The sequence below is a fragment of the Corynebacterium sp. p3-SID1194 genome, from assembly GCF_025144155.1.
Taxonomy (GTDB): domain Bacteria; phylum Actinomycetota; class Actinomycetes; order Mycobacteriales; family Mycobacteriaceae; genus Corynebacterium.
Map to the genome: position 1 here is coordinate 74,305 of NZ_JALXWY010000002.1, position 21,971 is coordinate 96,275.

General features: G+C 62.7%; 27 protein-coding genes, 1 pseudogene and 1 riboswitch. Of the genes and pseudogenes, 8 read left to right on the plus strand and 20 right to left on the minus strand.

Features of this window, described 5'->3' with window-relative positions:
• Positions 1-115: 115 nt before the first annotated feature.
• The gene (locus M3G19_RS02520; RefSeq protein WP_259900297.1) at positions 116-910 is read left to right on the plus strand and encodes a siderophore-interacting protein; all 795 of its coding nucleotides are present in this window, start codon (positions 116-118) and stop codon (positions 908-910) included.
• A gap of 23 nt (positions 911-933) precedes the next feature.
• Positions 934-1,257, plus strand: a pseudogene (gene ldh / locus M3G19_RS02525) (L-lactate dehydrogenase); the annotation flags it as partial.
• 138 nt (positions 1,258-1,395) lie between these two features.
• Here the strand turns inward: ldh and M3G19_RS02530 are convergent.
• The 4 genes from M3G19_RS02530 to rplN all read right to left on the minus strand — a co-directional run bounded on the left by M3G19_RS02530 (position 1,396) and on the right by rplN (position 4,315).
• On the minus strand, positions 1,396-2,649 hold the full coding sequence (locus M3G19_RS02530; RefSeq protein ID WP_259900298.1) for an ATP-binding protein: 1,254 nt from the start codon (positions 2,647-2,649) through the stop codon (positions 1,396-1,398).
• Between the two features lie 401 nt (positions 2,650-3,050).
• Positions 3,051-3,632, minus strand: coding sequence for a 50S ribosomal protein L5 (rplE, locus tag M3G19_RS02535; protein WP_210575006.1), 582 nt, complete (start codon positions 3,630-3,632; stop codon positions 3,051-3,053).
• Entirely contained in the window at positions 3,632-3,946 is a 315-nt protein-coding gene (rplX, locus tag M3G19_RS02540) for a 50S ribosomal protein L24 (protein WP_210575004.1), read from the minus strand. Before rplX ends, rplE begins: the two co-directional genes overlap by 1 nt.
• On the minus strand, positions 3,947-4,315 hold the full coding sequence (gene rplN, locus M3G19_RS02545) for a 50S ribosomal protein L14 (RefSeq protein ID WP_210575002.1): 369 nt from the start codon (positions 4,313-4,315) through the stop codon (positions 3,947-3,949).
• Between the two features lie 319 nt (positions 4,316-4,634).
• A riboswitch (TPP riboswitch) is annotated at positions 4,635-4,790 on the plus strand.
• On the opposite strand from rplN, the gene M3G19_RS02550 reads away from it, so the two are divergent.
• The 4 genes from M3G19_RS02550 to M3G19_RS02565 all read left to right on the plus strand — a co-directional run bounded on the left by M3G19_RS02550 (position 4,780) and on the right by M3G19_RS02565 (position 10,706).
• A complete protein-coding gene (locus M3G19_RS02550) occupies positions 4,780-6,348 on the plus strand; it encodes a bifunctional hydroxymethylpyrimidine kinase/phosphomethylpyrimidine kinase (RefSeq protein ID WP_259900299.1) in 1,569 nt (522 codons plus the stop codon). (Overlaps the previous riboswitch by 11 nt.)
• Before the next feature lie 70 nt (positions 6,349-6,418).
• A complete protein-coding gene (locus M3G19_RS02555; RefSeq protein ID WP_259900300.1) occupies positions 6,419-7,213 on the plus strand; it encodes a formate/nitrite transporter family protein in 795 nt (264 codons plus the stop codon).
• 57 nt (positions 7,214-7,270) lie between these two features.
• Positions 7,271-9,115 carry a GTPase domain-containing protein gene (locus M3G19_RS02560; protein WP_311198330.1) on the plus strand — a complete coding sequence of 615 codons (1,845 nt, stop codon included), beginning with the start codon at positions 7,271-7,273 and terminating at the stop codon, positions 9,113-9,115.
• The gene (locus M3G19_RS02565; protein ID WP_259900301.1) at positions 9,102-10,706 is read left to right on the plus strand and encodes a GTPase family protein; all 1,605 of its coding nucleotides are present in this window, start codon (positions 9,102-9,104) and stop codon (positions 10,704-10,706) included. Before M3G19_RS02560 ends, M3G19_RS02565 begins: the two co-directional genes overlap by 14 nt.
• On the opposite strand, the gene M3G19_RS02570 is transcribed toward M3G19_RS02565, so the two are convergent.
• The 16 genes from M3G19_RS02570 to rpsJ form a co-directional block, all read right to left on the minus strand.
• Positions 10,703-11,146, minus strand: a complete 444-nt coding sequence (locus M3G19_RS02570; protein ID WP_259900302.1) for a hypothetical protein — start codon at positions 11,144-11,146, stop codon at positions 10,703-10,705. The two genes, M3G19_RS02565 and M3G19_RS02570, sit on opposite strands and share 4 nt — an antisense overlap.
• A gap of 57 nt (positions 11,147-11,203) precedes the next feature.
• Positions 11,204-12,133, minus strand: a complete 930-nt coding sequence (locus M3G19_RS02575; RefSeq protein WP_259900303.1) for a hypothetical protein — start codon at positions 12,131-12,133, stop codon at positions 11,204-11,206.
• Positions 12,134-12,179: 46 nt separating this feature from the next.
• Complete coding sequence (locus M3G19_RS02580) at positions 12,180-13,172, minus strand: hypothetical protein (protein ID WP_259900304.1); 993 nt, start codon at positions 13,170-13,172, stop codon at positions 12,180-12,182.
• 149 nt (positions 13,173-13,321) lie between these two features.
• On the minus strand, positions 13,322-14,320 hold the full coding sequence (locus M3G19_RS02585) for a hypothetical protein (protein WP_259900305.1): 999 nt from the start codon (positions 14,318-14,320) through the stop codon (positions 13,322-13,324).
• Between the two features lie 28 nt (positions 14,321-14,348).
• On the minus strand, positions 14,349-15,254 hold the full coding sequence (locus M3G19_RS02590; RefSeq protein ID WP_259900306.1) for a hypothetical protein: 906 nt from the start codon (positions 15,252-15,254) through the stop codon (positions 14,349-14,351).
• 91 nt (positions 15,255-15,345) lie between these two features.
• Complete coding sequence (rpsQ, locus tag M3G19_RS02595) at positions 15,346-15,609, minus strand: 30S ribosomal protein S17 (protein WP_210574978.1); 264 nt, start codon at positions 15,607-15,609, stop codon at positions 15,346-15,348.
• Entirely contained in the window at positions 15,609-15,842 is a 234-nt protein-coding gene (gene rpmC, locus M3G19_RS02600; protein WP_210574975.1) for a 50S ribosomal protein L29, read from the minus strand. Before rpmC ends, rpsQ begins: the two co-directional genes overlap by 1 nt.
• Positions 15,842-16,258, minus strand: a complete 417-nt coding sequence (gene rplP, locus M3G19_RS02605) for a 50S ribosomal protein L16 (RefSeq protein WP_259900307.1) — start codon at positions 16,256-16,258, stop codon at positions 15,842-15,844. The genes rpmC and rplP overlap by 1 nt, the downstream gene beginning before the upstream one ends.
• Positions 16,259-16,263: 5 nt before the next feature.
• Entirely contained in the window at positions 16,264-17,007 is a 744-nt protein-coding gene (rpsC, locus tag M3G19_RS02610) for a 30S ribosomal protein S3 (protein ID WP_259900308.1), read from the minus strand.
• Between the two features lie 3 nt (positions 17,008-17,010).
• On the minus strand, positions 17,011-17,367 hold the full coding sequence (gene rplV, locus M3G19_RS02615) for a 50S ribosomal protein L22 (RefSeq protein WP_210574969.1): 357 nt from the start codon (positions 17,365-17,367) through the stop codon (positions 17,011-17,013).
• Positions 17,368-17,370: 3 nt separating this feature from the next.
• Positions 17,371-17,646: a 30S ribosomal protein S19 gene (rpsS, locus tag M3G19_RS02620; RefSeq protein ID WP_005286746.1), complete on the minus strand. Its 276-nt coding sequence runs from the start codon at positions 17,644-17,646 to the stop codon at positions 17,371-17,373.
• A gap of 16 nt (positions 17,647-17,662) precedes the next feature.
• Positions 17,663-18,499, minus strand: a complete 837-nt coding sequence (gene rplB, locus M3G19_RS02625) for a 50S ribosomal protein L2 (RefSeq protein ID WP_259900309.1) — start codon at positions 18,497-18,499, stop codon at positions 17,663-17,665.
• 42 nt (positions 18,500-18,541) lie between these two features.
• Positions 18,542-18,844 (minus strand): 50S ribosomal protein L23, encoded by a 303-nt coding sequence (gene rplW / locus M3G19_RS02630; RefSeq protein WP_210574964.1) that lies wholly within the window; start codon positions 18,842-18,844, stop codon positions 18,542-18,544.
• On the minus strand, positions 18,844-19,533 hold the full coding sequence (gene rplD / locus M3G19_RS02635) for a 50S ribosomal protein L4 (protein WP_210574962.1): 690 nt from the start codon (positions 19,531-19,533) through the stop codon (positions 18,844-18,846). Before rplD ends, rplW begins: the two co-directional genes overlap by 1 nt.
• Entirely contained in the window at positions 19,530-20,183 is a 654-nt protein-coding gene (gene rplC / locus M3G19_RS02640; protein WP_259900310.1) for a 50S ribosomal protein L3, read from the minus strand. The genes rplD and rplC overlap by 4 nt, the downstream gene beginning before the upstream one ends.
• Before the next feature lie 14 nt (positions 20,184-20,197).
• Positions 20,198-20,503, minus strand: coding sequence for a 30S ribosomal protein S10 (gene rpsJ, locus M3G19_RS02645; RefSeq protein WP_003848085.1), 306 nt, complete (start codon positions 20,501-20,503; stop codon positions 20,198-20,200).
• Positions 20,504-21,135: 632 nt separating this feature from the next.
• On the opposite strand from rpsJ, the gene M3G19_RS02650 reads away from it, so the two are divergent.
• Positions 21,136-21,633 carry an Asp23/Gls24 family envelope stress response protein gene (locus M3G19_RS02650; RefSeq protein ID WP_259900311.1) on the plus strand — a complete coding sequence of 166 codons (498 nt, stop codon included), beginning with the start codon at positions 21,136-21,138 and terminating at the stop codon, positions 21,631-21,633.
• 2 nt (positions 21,634-21,635) lie between these two features.
• On the plus strand, positions 21,636-21,953 hold the full coding sequence (locus M3G19_RS02655) for a hypothetical protein (RefSeq protein WP_210574955.1): 318 nt from the start codon (positions 21,636-21,638) through the stop codon (positions 21,951-21,953).
• Positions 21,954-21,971 lie beyond the last annotated feature (18 nt).

Genomic DNA, 21,971 nt, shown 5'->3' on the forward strand with positions numbered 1-21,971 from the left:
GCATCCGGGCCCATTTAGGGCACAAAAATGTGTTCAAATTGTGTCGACTGTCGTACCGTAGACCCCACAGGTACAATAAAGCAAGCCTCACCTTACTTAGGACACCCTACGACACATGCCAACACACCTCCTCCACCCCGTCACCCTCGTCTCCAACGAGCAGCTCAAGCCACGTCTGCATCGCCTCACCTTCACCGGAGAGGCTTTCGCGGACTACCCCCTGAGCGGCCCCGACGAGTATTTCGGCTTAGTCATGCCGAAGCCGGGCCACCCCTTCCGCCCCTTCAGCTTCAGCGGCGTCAACATCCGCGCGGCCGTGGCAGCAATCCCCGAGGAGACACGCCCCGACCTCCGCTGGTACACCATCCGCAGTCTCGACAGGGCACGCAAGCTTATCGACGTCGACGTGGTCACCCACGGCGATTCCGGCCCCGGTTCCCGGTGGATCCGCCAGGCGCGCCCAGGCGCCACCGCCGGCATGTTCACGTGCCCCGCCCTGTGGAAGCCTCCCGCATCCTCACAGCTACTCGTCGCCGATGCTTCGGCGCTGCCCGCCCTGCGCCATATCCTGGCCTACCAGGAGGCCAACGCACCCCAGGCCCTCACGCAGACCCACGCCGTCGCCGTCGTCACGTCTCCAGAGGAAATCGAGGACGGACTGGCTGAACAGTGGCATGAAAAGCTCGCCTCCCTCACCGTCATAGAAGCACCGAAAACGGCCGAGACCGAAGCCACCCTGGCCGTCCTGCGCGAACACTTCGACGCAGGGCAACCGCCGCGTTCCGTGTGGGTCTCCGGCGAAGGCAACCTCACCAAATCCGTACGCGCACTTGCCGTGAAGGACTGGGGCCTTGCCCCGTCCGACGTGGTCTGGGTCCCGTTCTGGTTCCACGGCAAGGCCCGGCCATAACCAACCCGAACACCTCCAACAAGATGGAGGAGATCTTCGTCAAGACCCGCGACGCGGCCTACGACATCATCCGCGCGAAGGGTTCCACCAGCTACGGCATTGGTGGCGGTCTCGCCCGCATCACCCGCGCTGTACTCAAGAACGAGGATGTCGTCCTGCCGATCAGCGCCCTGCTCGAGGGACAGTACGACGAAGAAGACATCTACATCGGCACCCCGGCCGTGATCAACCGCAACGGCATCCAGGACATCGTCGAGCTCTCCCTCGACGAGCACGAGTCCGAGCAATTCGCTCACTCCGCTAAGGTCCTGCGCGATGTCATGACCCAGGCGGAGCTCACCGACTAAGAGCTTTTCGACGGACGCGTTCACACCCCCTGACCCCGCCTCCCCCGAGACGGCGCGCGGCAGGGGGCCGCTGCCCGGAAAATGTGAACTGCAGCCCTGACGCGGTAGGTTGGGGCACCTTGCGATCAGCGGCCGGGATCATGGACCAAAAAGGCCGATGGGCACGATCCACGTCCGATCGCTGACTTGTGCCGCGACACCAGTTGGAGTGACAAGCAGCAGCGCCTCGGGAGGACGCTTAATACTTTCGGCCACCTGTTGCAGACGCGGCGCAGCTTCAATAGCTGCTTCTTGGGTGAGTTTGACCTCGACACCGACCCATCTTCCGTCACGAAGTTCTAGCACAATGTCGATCTCCGCTGTCCCGTCCTTATTCCGGAAGTGGAAAGCGGTCCCGCGCAAAGGCTGGCTGTAGACGCGAAGGTCACGCAGCACTAGGGATTCAAATAGAAAACCCAGTGTGCGGGGATCTTTCGCGAGCGCACTATGAGATGCACCCATCGCCGCAGCCGCCAACGATGGATCAACTAAGTGTCTTTTCGGTGTGGCATTCAGACGCGACTTGGAGCGTCGGGCCGGGGCCCACGGGGGCTGGTCCTCCACAAGGTACATTCGGCCAGCGAATTCATGGAAAAGAGGCGCGTATTTTTCCCCGACCTCGATTCCTTCTTCTCCTAACCGTTCCTGGATTGTGGTCAACGGAGATGGATGGGCTGTTAAGGACGCGTATGCGCGGACGAAATGCAGGAACCGCTGTGGCGAGCGTCGTGTTCCTCCCACAAACGGGAATTCGTTCTCGGCGAGATTATCCAAATAGCCTTCGACCAGCAGTTCAGCGACATCCGCATCCCTGTCAACCCAGGAAGGCCAACCGCCCCTCGTGATGAGACGACAGACATCCAAGATCGAATGTGTGCTCGACGCCGCGCCCTCGAGTGGAGTTTCTCCCGCAAGAAGCCGGCGCAGGGAAAAACTACCGGGCGAATCACCCGATTCGTAGAGTGTCATCGGGCGCATCGTTAAGTTCAGAATTCTCCCGGCGCCGGGATGCTTGATTGTTTCACTGTCGGGCCAGGCCGAGCCAGAAAGTATAAACCGCCCCGGAGTGGGATCTTCATCGACAGCTCGGCGAACCGCACCCCACAAACTCGGGGCAAGCTGCCACTCATCCAACAAGCGCGGTGCCTCACCTTCGAGAAGCGCGGAGGGATTGAGGGCAACAATCTCAGCCGCCTCAACTCCCATACGGTCAATCTGCGCGATTGAGCATGCGGCCTGCATGCCAGTTGTTGTCTTTCCCGAGGCACGGGCACCCGCTAACTGCACCGCTGGTGAAGCTTCCAGATAAGCGTTCAAGAGCTGGTCCACAATCCGCGGACGATAAGTCTTCATACTGCAAGAATAGACAAACCTGCCGGAAGTGTCGACGCTAAACTAACGGAATAGTCGACGCAAACCTGCCGGAAGTGTCGACCTCCTATGGCGTCCTACGCCGTAGACTGAACGAGGCGACTCCGAGCAACACGACGCAGACCGGCCAGCAAAATCGCCGCATCGATCCCGATATTGCCCTGCGGGAAGGCAGCTTGATCCGGCACTCCACCAAGCGATTGCATCCGAATCGGCCCCCACGCGGCAGCGTCGCCTAAGGACTTCAGAAAAATCACGGAACGATTGCTGCGGGGAGCCCTGAACTGAATCGGCTTACCCCAGGGACGACGAAACACCCCCTGCGTCCCGGATTGAAAACAACCGGGGCCCAGGGGGCGTCGATAAGCAATGCAAGCGAGCGCTTATGCCTGCTGCATCTTGCCGTCCTTGTCCTTGAACGGGAAGCCGAAGTGGCGCAGCAGCGCGCGGCCTTCCTCGTCGTTGACAGCGGACGTGACAACGGTGATGTCCATACCGCGCGGACGGTCGATCTTGTCCACGTCGATCTCGTAGAACATCGTCTGCTCGGACAGGCCGAACGTGTAGTTGCCGTTGCCGTCGAACTGGGTGTCCGACAGACCACGGAAGTCGCGAATACGCGGAAGAGCGACCGTCAGCAGACGATCCAAGAACTCCCACATACGGTCGCCGCGCAGGGTGACCTTCGCGCCGATCGGCATGCCCTCACGGAGCTTGAAGTTAGCGATGGACTTCTTCGCGCGACGCAGCTGCGGCTTCTGGCCGGTGATCGCGGTGAGGTCCTCGAGCGCGCCGTTGATCATCTTGGAATCGCGGGCAGCGTCGCCGACACCCATGTTGACCACAATCTTGGTCAGACCCGGGATCTGCATGACGTTCTCGTAGCCGAACTGCTCAGACAGCTTGCCGCGAATCTCGTCCTGGTAACGCGTCTTCAGACGCGGGGTGTAGTTAGCCTCGGTCATTAGATGTCCTTCCCGTTCGACTTGGCAACGCGGACCTTCTTGCCGTTCTCATCGAAGCGGTAACCCACACGGGTCGGGGTGCCCTCAGAATCGACCACCATCACGTTGGACACGTGGATCGGGGCCTCCTGGGTGACAATGCCGCCGGACTCAGCGCCGCGCTCATTGTAAGAGTTAGCAACGTGCTTCTTCACACGGTTCACGCCCTCGACGAGGACACGGTCACGCTGCGGGTACGCCTCGATGACGCGACCCTGAGCGCCCTTGTCCTTGCCAGCGATGACCTGGACCATATCGCCCTTCTTGATCTTCAACTAGATCACCTCCGGTGCGAGAGACACGATCTTCATGAACTTCTTATCGCGCAGCTCACGAGCGACCGGGCCGAAGATACGGGTGCCGCGGGGCTCAGTGTCGTTCTTGATCAGAACAGCTGCATTTTCGTCGAACGCGATGTAGGAACCGTCCGGACGACGGGTCTCCTTCTTCGCACGAACGATGACGGCGCGGACAACCTCGCCCTCTTTCACATTGCCGCCCGGGGCGGCTTCCTTCACGGTGGCGACAATCGTGTCGCCGATACCGGCGAAGCGTCGAACAGAACCGCCGAGCACCTGGATGCACAGAATCTCGCGTGCACCAGTGTTGTCGGCGACCTTCAGACGCGATTCTTTCTGAATCACAGTTGGTCTCCTGACCTGGATCAATGTGCGCCAGATTTCCGTCCTGCACGCACGTGGTCAATGTCTTTTTGTGCCTTTTCGCTTATCGACGAACAGTGCCCAGCACTTCACGTGCCGTCACCGCCGAAGGGTCTCGCAGCCTCAACTCGGAAACGCGCGTCAACTGCGACCAGCGATAGACAACTGTGGTATTAAACCACGCCGCCTGCGCGAACCTCAAATTCCCGCAGCCGCGGGCCTTTTCCATTTGCTCTGCACTTCCCCTTCTGCTGCTGGATCGAATTCAGCCCCCGCCACCTCCCGTTCGCGTACGATGTCGGGTCAAGACACGGGGTGCCACGCACCCGCCGCCGCGCAACGCCGCAGTTCGCCAGAGCTGCAGCCGCGCGAAACGGAGGCGGGTACGAAGCTGAGATCACACCCGTCGAACCTGAACGAACCAACATTCGCGGAGGAATTGTCTGATGGCTTCTTTGTCCACTTCTGATGGCGGCGCGCAGCGCAGCGCGATCCCGAACATCCTGTCCATCGCGGGCACGGACCCGACGGGCGGGGCGGGAATCCAGGCGGATCTGAAGTCGATCTCGGCGGCGGGCGGCTACGGCATGTGCGTGGTGACGGCGCTGGTGGCGCAGAACACGCACGGGGTGCGCAGCATTCATGTGCCGCCGCAGGATTTCCTGAAGGAGCAGCTGGACGCGGTCTTCGACGACGTCGAGGTGGACGCGGTGAAGATCGGCATGCTGGGGGATGTGGAGACGACGAAGACGGTCTCCGATTACTTGGCAGCGCACCCGGTCCCGACGGTGGTGGTCGACCCGGTGATGGTGGCCACGAGCGGCGATCGCCTGCTCACCGAGGACGCGGAGGAGGCGATGAGGCAGTTCGTGAAGGATCACGCGAGCGTCGTCACGCCGAATATTCCGGAGCTTGCTGTGCTGGCGGGCACGACGCCTGCGGAGACATTCGATGAGGCGCTCGAGCAGGGCCGCGAATACGCGAAGGCAGCGGGCGTGAAGGTCCTCGTGAAGGGCGGACACCTCAAGGCGGGTTACGCATCGAACGCGCTGGTCACGCCGGCTGGCGAGGTCGAGGTCGCGCATGTGCCGCGCGTGGACACGAAGAATACGCACGGCACGGGTTGTTCGTTGTCGTCGGCTTTCGCCACGCGCATGGCGATCGACCCTCACGGCGCGCTCGCATGGACGTCGAGTTGGCTCCACGAGGCGATCGCGCACGCGGACGACCTCAACGTCGGCACGGGTCACGGGCCGGTGGACCACTTCCACCGTTCGCGCCGCCTCGCCGCAGCAGGGTCAACGCAGCCATGGAAGCTTATCGACGACTGGACCGCCCCATCCTCCCCCTCCCTCGACCCCAAGATTCCTGCTGCCGGACCGTTTACCCGCGAGCTGTGGGACAAGGCTGCGCAGAAGGTGTGGCCGGAGACGTTGGAGTTGCCGTTCATCCGCGCGCTGCGCGACGGCACTTTGCCGGAGGAGCAGTTCAGCTTCTACCAAGTGCAGGATGCGTATTACCTCCGCGAATACTCCCGCGCACTGGCGACGGTGAGTGCGAAGGCCCCGGACGCGGAGGATCAGGTGTGGTGGTCGCAGTCCGCGACGGTCGCGATCGAGGCGGAGTCGGAACTGCACCGCAACTGGATTTCTGAGCACCACATCGAGGCGGACACTCCCCCCTCTCCTGTCACCCTCGGCTACGTGAATATGCTCACATCTACGGCCGCTTTTTCGGATTATATTGTCGGCGCCACGGCAGTGTTGCCGTGCTTTTGGCTCTACGCGGAGGTCGGTTTGCACCTCGCGGAAAACAATCATCCTGAGCATCCGTACAACGCGTGGCTGTCCATGTACGGGGGCGAAGATTTCACAGATGCCGTGCGTATGGCCCTGAATTCGGTGGAGAAGGCTCTCTCTGGCGCAAGCGAAAAGCAGCGCGCGGACGCTCTCGAGGCGTTCATGTACGCGTGCTATTACGAACGCGAATTCTTCGATCAGGCCACGCGCAACTAGTTCGCGGATAGAGCTTCGGGGCCAAAATCACGGTTAGCCACCTACCCGAGAATGCTTTAGCTTGGGAAGAGTGAGTTTCAGTGAGAAGGCCCCAATTTCAATCCAGAACAAGCTAGACCTGTTCGGCCGCGAACCTGGTCGCTTCGCCCTTCGCGCCATCATGGCCGGCGTCTTGTTGGGCATCATGACTGCGTTCGCCGCAGCAACAGCAACTTTGACCGAATCGTACGCCCCGGGTTGGGGCAAGTACCCCTTCGCGATGATCTTCGCAGTGACCCTCTACATGATGGTCGTCCTCCAATCCGAGCTGGCCACCGGCAACATGATGTTCATGACGTACGGCCTCGTCCATAAGATGACGAAGATCCCGCGCGCCCTGCTGGTCATCCTGTTCGTGACGTTTTTCAACCTGGTCGGCGCGATCATCGTCTCGTGGCTGATTTCCATGACCACCACCGGTCAGAACGCCGAGACGACGATGCCGTTCTTGTCCAGCCTGTGGGAGGCGAAGCTGGCGAAGCCCAGCCTGACCCTCTTCTTCGAGGCCATCCTGGCCAACATGGTCGTGAACGTCGGCTTCATCCTGACGGCGCAGGCCGGTAAGGATCACAGCGCCAAGATTTGGGCCGTGGCCATCATCATTCCGGCGTTCGCCGCAATGGGCTACGAGCACTCGATTGCGAACTTCGTGCTGACGACGCTGAACGGCTTCATGTTCGACCCGTCCTCCATCGAGGGCTTCACGGTCGGCAACGTGCTGCGCAACTGGACGATCGTCTGGCTGGGCAACTTGGTCGGCGGCGGTCTGATCATGGGCGGCATTTACGGCTGGCTCAACCGCACGCGCACCAACTACCGCGACTAGTTCTTCCTTTCACTCCGTAATCCGCACGGCATCGAGCTGTCTGCCAGAATGGCTTAGGTGAACACCCCTAACCTTGACATGCTCGATGCCGTGCGTGGCGTTCGGGACGCTGTCGCCGGCACGCGTTTGAGCGATGGCGGCGTGGAAGCTGATGCCCGCGCTGTCGTCAACCAGCTCGACGATTATGTTCTGCCGCGCCTCGCCAATCTCGATGCTCCGTTGTTGGCGGTGATCGGTGGTTCGACCGGTTCCGGCAAGTCCACGCTCGTGAACGCGGTGCTGCGTGAGCGAGTGTCCAATCCGGGCGTGATCCGCCCGACGACGCGTCAGCCGGTGCTGGTGGCCAATCCGGCGGACGCGGACTGGTTCAATTCGCCGCAGGTCCTGCCGGGGCTCGCGCGTTCTCACGGCGCGGGCGACGAGCAGTCGACGACGCTGCGCATCGTGCCCACGGGCAGCATCCCGGAAGGGCTCGCGCTTCTCGATGCCCCCGATTTCGACTCCATCGACGACCGCAACCGCGCCCTCGCTTCTCAGCTGCTGGCCGCAGCGGATCTCTGGGTCTTCGTCACTACCCCGGCGCGCTATGCCGACCAGCTGGTGTGGAATTTCCTGCACGACGCCGCCAGCCGCGGGATCGAGGTCCTGGTGGTGCTCAACCGCCTCGACGAGTCATCTGCAGAGACTGTCCCCGATGATCTGCGCCGCATGATGGACGAGGCGGGCCTGCACGGAGCGACGGTTTTCACGGTCCCGTTCGTCCCCGGCCTCGGCGGCGAGGAATTCCTGCAGGACACCTTGGTCGCCGAGCTTCGTTCCTATCTCACTGACCTCGCGGAGGATTCCGCCGCGCGCCGCGCAGTCGCAGGCAAAACGGTCGCAGGGGCCGCCACGGGAGCCATCGAGAAAGCAGAGAAGCTTATCGACGCCCGCTCTCGCCAAGAAGCCTTCGCCTCCCAATTGGATAGCGCGATCAGTGAGCAGTATTCCGCCGCCCACACGCATGTGATCGATGCGACCTCCGACGGCAAGATGCTGCGCTCCGAAGTCATGGACCGTTGGCAGGATGTCGTGGGCACGTCGGATATTTCCCGCGGTTTCGAGCGCTGGTTCTCCCAGACGATGGACAAGGTGGGAAGCTTCTTCACCGGCGAGCCCGCTCCCCTGCGCGAGGTGGAGACTGAGCTCGAGTCCGGTCTCCACGCCGTGATCGTCGATGCCGCAGACACCGCCGCCGCACGTTCGTGGTCGCACATCGGTGCCGTCGCCCCAGACTTGCGCGCTGCTGCCGACCCATCCCTCGCCCGTTCCTCCTCGGATATCGACGAGCGCGCCGCTGCCCTTGTCCGCGAATGGCAAGGCGCGCTTCTCGACCGCATCCAGGACACCGCCGGCGCCAAACGCCAGCGCGCCCGCGTCATGTCTTTCGGCCTCAATGTCTTGACCGTGGCGCTCATGCTCGTCGTCTTCGCCTCCACCGCCGGTATCACGGGCGGCGAAGTCGCTATTGCCGGCGGTTCCGCTGTGCTCGGCCAGAAATTGCTGGAGACGATCTTCGGCGAGGACACCGTCCGCCGCATGGCCACCGATGCCCGCAACGACTTGAATGAGCGTCTGCGCGAGCTCCTCCAGCGCGAACGCGAGCGCTACTACCCGGTCACCGACCCCCTCCTCGAGGGCACCACCGCCGATGATCTCACCACGGCCACCAACGCTGCCCGCGCAGCTGTCGCTGAGCGCTTCCCGGAGCTCGCCGGCACCCCGAAGCCGACCCAGGCGGTCGAGGAAACTCGACCGAGCTCGGCATCCAGCCTCGAAGAGAGCGCCTCGAGTGGCCCGCTCCGCGACTTGTTCGCCCAGCTGCGCGGCGGTTTCCGGGGAGGCGACGATGGCTCTGTTTAAGCGGAAGAGCGCCTCCCTCGGGGAACGTCTCACAGCTCTCGACGAAGCCGCCGAGATCGGCGCGCCCTACCTCTCCCCCGCTCAGCGCGAGCGCCTGGAAAAGATTGCCCGCGCAGGTGCCGAACGCCGCGCCCTGTCTGCGGAGCACACCGTCGTCGGCTTCTTCGGTGCGACCGGTTCCGGCAAGACTTCCCTGTTCAACGCTGTCGTGGGCGAGGACCTCGGCAAGGCAGCGGCGCGTCGCCCCACCACCTCCTCGCCACTCGCGGCGATCTGGGAACCGGAAGGATCCGAGGAGCTCCTCGATTGGCTCGGCGTCGAGGACCGCCGCGTCCGCTCGGGCGAATTCGCTCCCAAGGCCGGCCCCCTAATCCTGCTTGATCTTCCCGATTTCGACTCGGTGGAGGCATCCAACCGCGCCATCGCGGAGCGCCTCGCCGGCCAGGTCGACGTACTGGTCTGGGTGTCTGACCCGGAGAAATACGCCGACAGCGTCATTCACGACCAGTTCATCCGCCCCCACGCCAACCACTCGGCAGTCACGCTCGCGGTGTTGAACAAGGCAGACCTCCTGGCAGAGACCGACGTCCCCACCGTCTCCCAGTCCTACGCGCAGCTGCTGCGCGAAGACGGCCTCACCAACGTGAGCGTCGTGCCCACCTCTACCTACACGCAAACGGGTATCGACGACCTCCGCTCCGCCATCACCCGCGTCGCCGCCGCCCACAGCGCACAGTCTGCGCGCATCGAAGCCGACATCGCCTCTGTGACGGGGGAATACGCTGCCAGGGAGAAAGCAGGAGACGTCGATAAGCGAGCAAAGCGAGACTTGGATTCTGTGCTCGCCCAGGCCGCCGGTGCCGACCGCGTCGCCAACTCGACCGCCGCCGCATACCGCAAACGCCTCCACGAACGCACCGGCTGGCTGCTCACTTCCTGGGTGACCCGCTTCCGCCCCGACCCCCTCAAACGCATGGGCCTGCGCGAAGACGCCGACACCGTGGGCGTGCACCGCTCCTCGCTGCCGGAGCTCTCCGCCGCCTCCAAAGCCGTGGCCAACCGCGGCGTGCGCGACTACGCCGCCTCCGTCGCAGACGACCTGCCCCCGCAATGGGCCTCCGCCGTCTCCGATCGCGCCGACGAGGTCGCCGAGACACTTCCCGCCGAGCTCGACCGCGCAGTCGCCCGCACACGACTGCCGGCCGAACCGTCGAAAGGCTGGACCCTGCTCACCGTCGTCCAATGGTTGGCGCTGCTTGCCGCGCTCGTCGGCGTGCTGTGGTACCTGCTCGTCGCATTCGTGCCCGGAGCGCTGACACCGCTACTCGGCGGCGACCTTGTCCCTGACGTCGAAGGCTGGCCGATCCCGACGCTGCTCATCATGGCCGGGCTATTGATGGGCCTCGTGATCGGGCTGGTGACCGCCGTCTTCGGCGGAGTCATCGGCAGCGGCGTCAAACGACGAACGCGCGCGGCGCTACGAAAAGAAGTCGCCGCGACCTCGCAATCCGCCGTCGTGGAACCCCTCGGCGCGATCCGCGACGACTACGCCCGCTTCAGCGAACGCATCGCTCTCGCCGCCGGCTCCTAGTAGCGTTGCGACGACAGGCGTGCCTTCGCCGCACCGTAGAAATTCAGCACCGGGCGCGTCAGCGGGGCGAACGCAGACACCCGGTCATCGAAGGAGTAGACCTCGTTCCCCATGTCCACAGCCTGCTCACCGTTGACGAAGCAGGCGCCGCGCCCCGGCTTGCTGTACGCGCACACCGCCGTATCCGCCTCGGTGTGGCCGAGGACTTTCAGCCCGCGGCCGTACGGGTCGCTAAACGCCTCGTCGCCCGGGCGAACCACCGGCGTCTCCGCCCACTGCGTGAACTGGGCTTCGTCCCAGTACGGGAACTCGGTGCCGGGCGGCGGCGGGGTCAGCTTGGTCTCCATCACTGATGCGGCGGCCACCGGGGCGCTCACCGGAGCGACCACTACGGCAGCGGCGATCACGGCTGCGCTCAAACGACTGACAATCTTCTTCATGGTGTGCGTATCTCCTTTCACTGGCTTCCCTGCCTCAAGAGTAACGCACATCACACATCAGGCGTCCGAAGCGAAAAGTTCCTGCATGCGTGGGCTCCATTCGGAGGGATCGTCCGGCTGCTCAGCCAGCGGCTTATTGACGTACACCCACCCCAGCCGACCCTCCGGCCCATCGATGATCACCGACGGGCTCTCTTCTCCTGCCTCCGGCTCGGAGAGGATCTTTTTCAGCGCGCGCAGGTCCGCCTCGTCGTACTGCGACTCGGTGTAGAACCGCCATTTGGTGTCGCCTGCGACCTGCTCTACGCGCATCTCGGGCACCGCTGCGTCGACACGCTTCACGAAGGCCAGTGCCTCTGTGTACGGCACCTGAAACGCTCCGAGCTCCAACGACACCGGTGCGCCGCCCGGTCTGAGCGGCGTGCCGTTGAACCTGGTCGCAATGCCTGTGTCCGTGGCATCGAGCGTCCGGTACAAACTGTCGCGGATCTGGATCGTGCGGCTGTCGTCCGCGCTTTCCGACGGATCCACGGTCACACGGGTGCTAGAACTGCCTGCCAAGATGTGGACGCTCCCGATGGCGGCGTCGGCAAGCAGTTCGTAGGCTTTCTGCTGCTCCGCCTGCGTGGCTGGCTCTGGGAGCTGCCCGTCCCAGAAGAACCGCGTCGCTCCTATCTGGGCTTTCAGTGCGAGGCTGAAAGACGCCACACCTTTGCGTTTCATCTCCTTTTGCTTAGCGTGGAGTGCTGTCAATGCCTCGAAAAGCTGGTCGACGTCGTCAACGTTGAGTTCCCCTCTGAGTTTCACCTGCGTCGTGGGAACGCCTTCATTGTTCTGCTGCACGGTGAGGCCCGAAAACACCGGGTCCTGGTCCGCCCACTCAGCGACGGCGTTGACCTGCTTGTCGATTCTCATGCAGCCGCCAAGCAACAGTGCGCATACGCCGAGCAGCACCGAAACAATGATGGAAAAAGGTTTCCTCGCCATAACGCCGGATTTTAACGGCGAAAGCAGACGCACTGCTTTGAGCAGGTTACCCGTTTAAAACTTGCAGCATGCGTTCCTGCCACGGGCACTCGGCATAGGACGCTGACTCCGACGGAGGCTTCCCCATGTAAACACCACCGAGGGCCCCCTCGGGGCCACGGATGACGATTAGAGTGGGCCTCTTTTCGGGAGTTTCGGACAGGATCTCCTTGACGGCGCGCAGACCTTCTTCATCGAATTCGCCTTCGGTGTAGAAGCCCCACACGCTGTATTCTTCCTCGCGGTGTTCTCTGGTGCCGCTCACGAAGGTGAGGGACATATCGGTCGCAACATCTATGCGGTTGGCGCGCTCAATAAGCTCCTGGTAGGTCCCATCCTCAGGGTTGAGGGCGAGGAGTGGCGGCGCGCAGTCCTGTTGCTCGACAAACTCCGTGGAGTGCATGAGGGGGAAACCGCATAATTCGAGTCGTGCGTCACTGTCCGCAGCGAAGTTCTCATAGGCTTTGTCGCGGAAGGCGCGAGCTTCGCTGTCAGAGAGGGTCGAACCACGCTTAGCTACCAGTTTTAGCCCTATGTCCTCCTCATATAGGGTGGCTTTAATTTCTGCAACGCCCGGCGCCACCAACGGTTCGATCAGTTTCTCGTTTCTGCGCGCGTCTTTCCGATCCAGCATTCTTCCGCGCCAGACCAGTGACGTTCCTCCAATATCCGCAGTGATGCCTTCGGTGGACGTTAGGTCAATTGCCTGCTCTCGGTTCCGCTCCTTCTTGCGGAGGGTTTCTAAAACATCGATAAACTGCGGCACGCTTTCGACGTGAAGGACGCCGTCAACGCTGATTCGCTGAGGGTACCCCGACCTGCCTGTATCGCGATCGAACGTGAGGTCCTTCATCACTGGGTCGTCTGCGACGAATCTCTCCAGGCGCTGGGTCTCGGAGAGTTTTTCGTCTTTGTTAGATGGGTAGGCGGCGGCGAAGGCGAAGAGGATCGCAACGGTCACCAACAACACGATGGTGTTCACCTGGTTCTTCGCCTTCATGAGAGCCATCCTACTGGGAAATCACCGCATGCAGCTGCTCATTCCACGGCTGTTGATCGCACCGTCTTGCACCTCGATCTCCTTGCTGCGCAATGCGACCGCACCATACCGCCTGAGTTCAACGGCCGATGCGAGGCGTCACCCGGCGTTTACGGGCCCAGCACTTCCTGCATGCGCTCTTCCCACGGATCTTTCTCGTAGGATTCCGGCCTCGCCTGCGGCTTTCCCACTTCCACTGTTCCGAGGAGTCCGTCGGGGCCTTCGATTCGCACCCACACGCGTTTCCCGTCGACGGGTTCGGTCAGGATCTCTTTGATCGCGCGCAAGCCTTCCTCGTCGAATTCGCCCTCGGTGTAGAAGGTCCACTCGCTGTCAGGGCCTTCAGCGTTGTTCACGCTTGTGAGGAACATGTCGGAGGCGGCGTCCACATGTTCGGCTTGTTCCACCAGTTCGGCGTAGGTGGTGTATTCGGAGACAAGCTGAAGGCGCGGCAATAAGAATTGTTCGCCTTCACCGCCCGGCACGCCTGTCGTACCGCGTTCCTGGGCCGGTTTGGCCAGAGGAAAGCCCATCAGCACGAAGGACGCGTCGGGGTACTTCTGCACATGGCTGTACGCCTCGTCCCGGAAGGCGCGGGCATCATCGTCGCTGACGGACATATTCCGGGTCACCTCCGCGTCGATTTCTATCCGGTGGGGCGCGTGCAGTTTCAGTTTCTTCACCTCGGGCGCAGCGAACGGCGCGTACAGCTCTTCCGCGTCAGCGGCTTTCTCCGCCTCGGGGAGCTCGCCGGACCAGGTGAACGTCGTCCCGTCGATGTCCGCCGACACGCCAGCAGCGGTCAGCTTCGTCGCACGACCCGGCTCCGGCCCCTTGCCCTCGAGGGCGACCAAAGCAGCGAAGAATTCGGGCACGCTTCCGACATTGAGGGTCCCGCTGACTTCCGCCCGGGTGAATTCCTCCGTCTCGCTTCCGACGTAGGAGAAGGTGAGGTCTTTCATCACGGGATCTTCGGCAGCCCATTCATCCAGGCTTTTCATGTTGGATCGGTGCGGCTCGCCGGCGGGGCCGTAGAGAAACGCGGCGAGGAACACGAAGGAGTAGGTCGCGACCACCGCGCCGAGCCCGATCTTGTCCTTCTTTTTCACAGGCGCGATTTTAGCGGCGAAACTTCCGCTACGATGCGGCGATGGCTTGCAGTTGCGCGCTCCAGGGCTCGTTGCCGGCGGGCTGCGTGTCACGGGGCCGCCCCGCGTAGGCCGTGCCGAGTTTGCCGTCGGGGCCGCGAATGATGAGGGTGGCGGTTTTGCCGTCGACAGGCGAGGCGAGCAGTTCGACGACAGCGCGCACGCCAGCATCGTCGAAAGGTTCTTCTGTGTAGAAATCCCAGACGGAATTGCGGCCGTGGTTGTCGACGGCGTCAAGGCGCATCCTGCTTGCCGCAGCGACACGGTCGATGTGCGCGAGCAGCTCAGCGTGCGTCGCGGATTCCGAGTCGAGGAGCAGCCTCCCCACGGGCGGAAAACCGCTCAACGTGAAGCTCCGTCCGTCCGCACCGAGTTGCTCGTACGCCGCGTCACGGAAGTCGCGCGCTTCGCCGTCGCTTATCGACGCCTCCCTGTACACCCTCCCCGCGAATCCCCCGTCGCTCCCCGATGCCGTCACCTCGACTTTCTCCACAGCCGGCGCGGCGAAGGGAGCCAGCATCTCCGCCGATTCCGCCCCGAAAGCCTCCTCCGGGAACGGTCCTTCCCAGCTGAAGGTCGTCCCGCCGATATCCGCGGAGACGTGGGAGGTAAACTCTGTGATCGCGCCCTTAGTGGCCTCCTTCTCCTTGCCGCGCAAAGCCACCAGGGCATCAATGTAGGCAGGCACGCTGTCGACGTTGAGCTCTCCCCCGACCGAGACAACCGAGGACTCGAACCCGCCCGCAACCACGCGCGTGAACGTCAGTTCCCGCATCACCGGATCCGACTCGGCCCAGACCGACAACGCAGCCACCTCGTCTTTCACGGGGTCCGCACACGCCCCGAGCAGCAAAGCGAGAGCACCGAACACACCAAGGAGAATTCTGCGCACCATACGGGTCACTTTAATGCAGCACAGCAAACGCCCGCCCCCGAATCCAGCGGGTGGATTGGGGGCGGGCGTGGGGTGGTCGTCGATAAGCGCTTTAGCGTGCCTTCTCGATGACCTCAACGAGACGGAAGTGCTTGTCCTTGGACAGCGGACGCGTCTCCTCGATGCGGACGAGGTCGCCGATGCCGGCGGTGTTCTCCTCGTCGTGTGCCTTCACGCGGCTGGTGTTACGGACGATCTTGCCGTACAGCGCGTGGGACTTGCGGTCCTCGATCTCGACAACGATGGTCTTATCCATCTTGTCGGAGACCACGTAGCCGCGGCGGCGCTTCTGCAGGCCCTTGTTCGTTTCAGACATTAGTTAGCTCCTTCACCAGGGACGGTGGACAGGCCAAGCTCACGCTCACGCAGCACCGTGTAGATACGTGCGATGTCACGCTTGACCGCCGGGATACGACGGTTGTTGGTCAGCTGACCGGTCGCCAGCTGGAAGCGCAGGTTGAACAGCTCTTCCTTGGCGGCGCTCAGGCGGTCATTCAGCTCAGCATCATTGAGCTCACGGAACTCGTGTGCAGGGGTTCCAGTAGCCATTAGAACTGGTCCTCCTTCGAGATGATACGAGTCTTGCACGGCAGCTTAGCGCCAGCGCGGCGCAGAGCTTCCTGAGCGACAGCCTCGTTCGGGTAGGACATTTCGAACAGGATGCGGCCAGGCTTGACGTTGGCCACCCACTTCTCCACCGGGCCCTTACCGGAACCCATACGCACGCCGAGCGGCTTCTGGGTCAACGGACGATCCGGGAAGATGTTGATCCAGACCTTGCCGCCACGCTTGACGTGACGGTTGATGGCAATACGAGCTGCCTCGATCTGGCGGTTGGTGATGTAGGCCGGCTCGAGAGCCTGCAGGCCGAAATCACCGAAGTTAATGGTGTTGCCGCCCTTGGACACACCGGTACGACCCGGACGGTGCTGGCGACGGTACTTAACGCGCTTCGGGATAAGCATGTGTCTTAGCCCTCCTTCTTCTGCTCTGCGCGCTGGCGGCGCTGGCCACCGCGGCGGGGACGGCGGTCACCGCGGCCGCGGCGCTCATTGCCCGGAGCGTTCAGCTCGGACTCACGCACGCCACCAACGACGTCGCCCTTGTAGATCCACACCTTGACACCGATGTTGCCGAAGGTGGTCTCTGCCTCAGCCAGGCCGTAGTCGATCTCCGCACGCAGGGTGTGGAGCGGGACGCGGCCCTCGTGGTAACGCTCAACGCGGGACATCTCAGCGCCGCCGAGACGGCCGGAGCACTGAATCTTGATGCCCTTGACCTGCGGCTGGCGCATAGCGGACTGGATAGCCTTGCGCATCGCGCGGCGGAAAGCCACACGGTTGACCAGCTGCTCAGCCACGTTCTGGGCGACCAGAGCGGCGTTGGCGTCGACGTTTTTGACCTCGAGGATGTTGAGGGCGACCATCTTGCCGGTGAGCTTCTCCAGCTCGCGGCGGATGCGGTCAGCCTCAGCACCGCGGCGGCCGATCACGATGCCCGGACGTGCCGTGTGGATGTCCACGCGGACGCGGTCGCGGGTGCGCTCGATGACGATGTCAGCGATGCCGGCGCGCTGCAGGTTCTTGTTCAGGTACTCGCGGATCTTGATGTCCTCGGAGACGTAATCCGCGTAGGACTTGTCGGCGTACCAGTGGGACTTCCAGTTAGAAGTGATGCCCAGCCGGAGGCCGTGCGGGTGGATTTTCTGACCCATTGTTTAAGCCTCCTTCTGGCTCTCGACTACCACGGTGATGTGGCAGGTGCGCTTACGGATCTGGAAGGCGCGGCCCTGGGCGCGCGGCTGGTAGCGGCGCATCGTTGGACCTTCGTTGGCGTATGCCTCGGAGATGACCAGCGTGCGCGGGTCAAGACCGAAGTTGTTCTCGGCGTTCGCAGCAGCGGACGCGACGACCTTGGCCACCTGGGTGGACACGGACTGCGGCGCGTACTTCAGGATCGCCAGGGCCTCGGACACGGACTTGCCGCGGACGAGGTCGAGAACACGGTTCGCCTTCATCTGGGAAGTGCGCACGTACTTCGCGGTTGCGTGTGCGGAAGTGATCGTTTCACTCATCGCTTATCGACGCCCCTTCTCTTCCTTGACGTGACCCTTGAAGGTCTTGGTCGGTGCGAACTCACCGAGCTTGTGGCCGACCATGGACTCGTCGATGAACACCGGCACGTGCTTGCGGCCGTCGTGGACGGCGAAGGTGTGGCCGATGAAATCGGGGAGAATGGTCGAACGGCGGGACCAGGTCTTGATGACCTGCTTGGTGCCAGCCTCGTTCTGTGCGTCCACCTTGTTGAGGAGGTGTTCGTCGACGAACGGGCCTTTCTTCAGGCTGCGTGGCATGTGAATTTACCTCCTCTTAGCGCTTCTTGTTCGGGCGGCGGCGACGCACGATCATGTTGTTGGAATAACGGTTCGGGTTGCGGGTGCGACCTTCCTTCTGGCCCCACGGGGAAACCGGGTGGCGACCACCGGAGGTCTTGCCCTCGCCACCACCGTGCGGGTGGTCGACCGGGTTCATGACAACACCGCGGACTGTGGGCCTCCAGCCCTTCCAGCGCATACGGCCGGCCTTGCCCCAACGGATGTTGATCTGGTCAGCGTTACCGACCTCACCGACGGTCGCGCGGCAGCGGATGTCCACGCGGCGGATCTCGGAGGACGGCATACGCAGAACTGCGTAGGAGCCTTCCTTACCGAGCAGCTGAATGGACGCGCCAGCGGAACGAGCCAGCTTCGCACCTGCGCCCGGCTTGAGCTCCACAGCGTGGATGGTCGTACCGGTCGGGATGTTGCGCAGCGGCAGGTTGTTGCCGACCTTGATGTCGGCGTTGGCGCCAGCCTCGATGACCGTACCCTGGGTCAGGCCCTTCGGTGCGATGATGTAGCGCTTCTCGCCGTCTGCGTAGTGCAGCAGCGCGATGTTGGCGGTGCGGTTCGGGTCGTACTCGATGTGAGCGACCTTTGCCGGGACGCCGTCCTTGTCGGAGCGGCGGAAGTCGATCACGCGCCACTGGCGCTTGTGGCCGCCACCGCGGTGACGGGTAGTGATGTGACCGTGGGAGTTACGGCCACCGGTCTTCGGGAGCGGTCGCACCAGGGACTTTTCCGGGGTCGAACGAGTAATCTCGTCGAACTCGGAAACGGAGCTGTTGCGGCGACCCGGGGTTGTCGGCTTGTACTTACGAATAGCCATAGTGGTTCCTTTTCTGCTCGAACTCTTTTTGGTGCGGAGCCGTTAGGCGACGCCGCCAAAAATGTCGATGGAGTCGCTGCCCTCGCGGAGGGTGACATACGCGCGCTTGGTGTCCTTCCGCTTGCCCCAACCGGTGCGGGAGCGCTTGCGCTTGCCCTCACGGTTAACGGTGTTCACGGAAGCGACCTTCACGCCGAAGATGTCCTCCACGGCAATCTTGATCTGGGTCTTGTTCGCGTTCGGGTTGACGTAGAACGTGTAGGTGTTCTGCTCCATCAGCGCGTAGGTCTTCTCGGAGACGACCGGGGCGATGATGATGTCGCGCGAGTTAGCGGTCTTAGCCATTAGTTCTCCTCGCTTTCAGCAGCTGCGACCACGGTGGAGCCGGAGGCTTCAGTGGTTGCGGCGTTGGCGCGGTTGACGAAGTCGTGCAGAGCCTCGACAGAGAAGACGACATCGTCGGCGTTGAGCACGTCGTATGCGTTCAGCTGACCCGGCTCGAGGATGGTGACGCCCGGCAGGTTCCGTGCGGAAAGACGGGAGTTAGCGTCCTCGCGGCCGATGACCAGCAGCACCGACTTGCGGTCGGTCAGGCGCTCGATGAAGGCGCGTGCGGACTTCGTCGACGGGGTCTGGCCAGGGACGAGCTCCTCGACCACGTGGATGCGGTCGTTCTGAGCGCGGTTGGTCAGGGCGCCGGCGAGAGCGGCCTTGATCATCTTCTTCGGGGTGCGCTGCGCGTAGGAACGCGGCTGCGGACCGTGGACGGTGCCACCACCAGTGAAGTGCGGAGCACGGATCGAACCCTGACGGGCGCGGCCGGTGCCCTTCTGGCGGAACGGCTTCTTGCCACCGCCGGCGACCATGCCACGAGTCTTCGTGGCGTGGGTGCCCTGACGCTTAGCAGCAAGCTGCGCGATGACGACCTGGTGCATCAGCGGAACGGATGCCTCACGGTCGAAGAATTCAGCCGGGAGCTCGACGGAACCCTTGGTGGCTCCGTCAGCGGTGTGGACATCGAGTGTCAGTGTCATGCGTGAGCACCGCCCTTCACTGCGGTCTTGACGGTGACGAGGCTGCCCTTAGCACCCGGGATAGCACCCTTGATGAGGAGCAGGTTGGAGTCGCCGTCGATCCTTTGAATCTTGAGGTTCTGGGTGGTCACACGGTTGCCGCCCATGCGGCCAGCCATGCGGGTGCCCTTGAACACGCGGCCCGGGGTGGCGCAGCCACCGATGGAGCCGACGCGGCGGTGCGAAGCCTGGTTACCGTGAGCGGCACCCTGGCCTGCGAAGCCGTGACGCTTCATGGCACCTGCGTAGCCCTTGCCCTTGGTGGTGCCGGCAACGTCGACGAAGGTGTCATCCTCGAAGATATTGACGGTCACTTCCTGGCCGAGCTCGTAAGCAGAGGTGTCGTCCATGCGGATCTCTGCCACGTGGCGGCGCGGGTTCTGGCCGGCCTTCTTGTAGTGGCCTGCCTGAGGCTTCTTTGCCTTACGGGGATCGATTTCGCCGTAGGCGATCTGGATGGCGGAGTAGCCATCGGTCTCTTCAGTGCGGATCTGGGTGACAACGCACGGCCCAGCCTCGACGACGGTGACCGGAATGACTCGGTTCTCCTCGTCGAAGATCTGGGTCATACCGAGCTTGCGGCCCAGAATGCCCTTGATCTCGTTAGTCATATGTCTTGTTCTCCCTACTGGATGTTCACGTCAACGCTCGCGGGGAGGTCGATGCGCATGAGGGCATCAACCGTCTTCGGCGTCGGGTCGAGGATGTCGATGAGGCGCTTGTGGGTGCGCATCTCGAAGTGCTCGCGCGAGTCCTTGTACTTGTGGGGAGAACGAATAACGGCGTACACGTTCTTTTCAGTGGGCAACGGCACCGGTCCGACGACGCGGGCACCCGTGCGGGTGACCGTCTCAACGATCTTCTTCGCAGATGCGTCGATCGCTTCGTGGTCGTAGGCCTTGAGCCGAATGCGGATCTTCTGTCCCGCCACGTTAACCTCTTCCTCGCTTCCCACGTTCTGTGTCTTGCTCGCGCTCGCCACAAAAGAGGTGGGATTGATAGCTTTCAGTTTCTCTATAACGTTGTCCGGTTTGGGGCCGGCGCCAACGCCAGTGTCTGTTCAAACGAATGACTGCCATGACAATCGGCGGAAGGTGCGCACGCGCCTAAACAGCGCATGTTCAGTGCTTCCGCTGGGATGAGATCCCCATCGTCAGGCTCGGAAGGGGTTTCATAAAGCATGATCGCCTATCGACGACCACACTCACGTGGCCCTTACGTACTGCCGCTGTTTATTTGCCATGCCCCTTCTCCGGTCCCCGGTCTCGAGAGTGCCTACTCAGGTGGTGGCCTGTGCTCGATCGCAGGTCCTTCGTCGATAAGCATGATGCTCATCGTGCAAAGGTGTCATGTTCGCCTTACCAGCAGCGCTTATGCGCCGTGTTAAAGCAACCCAGGTATTCAAACACACTGGTCGCCGAAAAGGCAAATAGTCTCAAAATGGTGTCATTTCCGCTCCTGCGTGGCCGGACCGGAGTTTTACACATACGATGGGCTGGTGTTACGTCGGTATGTCTCACCGGCGCAGACACCACACGATAAAAACTTCCTGAAAGGATTGTCATGGCTGACAACAACGAGAACACCCCGAACACTCCGGCAACCGGCGGCTCCACCACCCCGGAGGCTCAGGCACAGCCGCGCAACGAGGTTCTTGAGACCGAGCACGGCACCACCGTCATCGATGACAACGTCGTGGGCAAGATCGCCGGCATCGCTGCCCGCGAGGTCTCCGGCGTGCACAACCTGGGTGGCGGCGCTGCCCGCATGTGGGGTGCTGTGCGTGAGTCTCTGACCTCTTCCACCAATGTTCAGCAGGGCGTCAATGTCGCTGTGGAGAACGGCCACGCGAACGTCGCTGTCGCTGTCATCGCTGAGTACGGTGTCGCGATCCACGAGCTGGCTAACGCTATCCGCGAGAACATCACCATCGCGATCACCCGCATGACCGGCCTGATCGTCGACCGCGTCGATGTCACCGTCCACGACGTGAACCTGCCGGAGGAAGCTACCGAGACTGAGCAGACCACCCAGTCCAACCAGCAGGCTCTGGACCAGTAAGAATGGCCGCATTCTCCGTCACCCAGGAAGTCGCGGAAACCATCCGCGACGCGGCGTTGTCAGTCGACGGTGTGGCGGGAGTGTCCGGCGGCCGCATGGGGCAAGCGTTCCTGCGGGTCAGCGGCGCGATGATCGAAGGCATTCAGCTTATCGACGACAGCGTCCCCCACCTCGCCCTGCACCTCACCTACGACCTGTCCTCCCGCCGCCAGATCCCCGCGATCGTGACTGATGTCCGCACGGCGGTAACGTCCCTGCCCGTCTTCGCGGACATGGACGCCGATCCGCGCATCGACGTCGTTTTCGATGACGCTGCGTAAAGAACCGCGCGAACAACC

Coding starts and splice junctions, on each gene's coding strand:
- M3G19_RS02580 (WP_259900304.1), bottom strand. CDS start 13,172: ATGAAGGCGAAGAACCAGGTGAACACCATCGTGTTGTTGGTGACCGTT.
- rplV (WP_210574969.1), bottom strand. CDS start 17,367: ATGAGTGAAACGATCACTTCCGCACACGCAACCGCGAAGTACGTGCGC.
- rplC (WP_259900310.1), bottom strand. CDS start 20,183: ATGACTAACGAGATCAAGGGCATTCTGGGCCGCAAGCTCGGTATGACC.
- M3G19_RS02650 (WP_259900311.1), top strand. CDS start 21,136: ATGGCTGACAACAACGAGAACACCCCGAACACTCCGGCAACCGGCGGC.
- rpsS (WP_005286746.1), bottom strand. CDS start 17,646: ATGCCACGCAGCCTGAAGAAAGGCCCGTTCGTCGACGAACACCTCCTC.
- M3G19_RS02565 (WP_259900301.1), top strand. CDS start 9,102: ATGGCTCTGTTTAAGCGGAAGAGCGCCTCCCTCGGGGAACGTCTCACA.
- M3G19_RS02520 (WP_259900297.1), top strand. CDS start 116: ATGCCAACACACCTCCTCCACCCCGTCACCCTCGTCTCCAACGAGCAG.
- rpsC (WP_259900308.1), bottom strand. CDS start 17,007: ATGGGTCAGAAAATCCACCCGCACGGCCTCCGGCTGGGCATCACTTCT.
- M3G19_RS02575 (WP_259900303.1), bottom strand. CDS start 12,133: ATGGCGAGGAAACCTTTTTCCATCATTGTTTCGGTGCTGCTCGGCGTA.
- rplD (WP_210574962.1), bottom strand. CDS start 19,533: ATGACACTGACACTCGATGTCCACACCGCTGACGGAGCCACCAAGGGT.
- M3G19_RS02590 (WP_259900306.1), bottom strand. CDS start 15,254: ATGGTGCGCAGAATTCTCCTTGGTGTGTTCGGTGCTCTCGCTTTGCTG.
- M3G19_RS02570 (WP_259900302.1), bottom strand. CDS start 11,146: ATGAAGAAGATTGTCAGTCGTTTGAGCGCAGCCGTGATCGCCGCTGCC.
- rpmC (WP_210574975.1), bottom strand. CDS start 15,842: ATGGCTACTGGAACCCCTGCACACGAGTTCCGTGAGCTCAATGATGCT.
- M3G19_RS02655 (WP_210574955.1), top strand. CDS start 21,636: ATGGCCGCATTCTCCGTCACCCAGGAAGTCGCGGAAACCATCCGCGAC.
- M3G19_RS02550 (WP_259900299.1), top strand. CDS start 4,780: ATGGCTTCTTTGTCCACTTCTGATGGCGGCGCGCAGCGCAGCGCGATC.
- rpsQ (WP_210574978.1), bottom strand. CDS start 15,609: ATGTCTGAAACGAACAAGGGCCTGCAGAAGCGCCGCCGCGGCTACGTG.
- rplW (WP_210574964.1), bottom strand. CDS start 18,844: ATGGCTAAGACCGCTAACTCGCGCGACATCATCATCGCCCCGGTCGTC.
- rplE (WP_210575006.1), bottom strand. CDS start 3,632: ATGACCGAGGCTAACTACACCCCGCGTCTGAAGACGCGTTACCAGGAC.
- M3G19_RS02530 (WP_259900298.1), bottom strand. CDS start 2,649: ATGAAGACTTATCGTCCGCGGATTGTGGACCAGCTCTTGAACGCTTAT.
- rplP (WP_259900307.1), bottom strand. CDS start 16,258: ATGCTTATCCCGAAGCGCGTTAAGTACCGTCGCCAGCACCGTCCGGGT.
- rplB (WP_259900309.1), bottom strand. CDS start 18,499: ATGGCTATTCGTAAGTACAAGCCGACAACCCCGGGTCGCCGCAACAGC.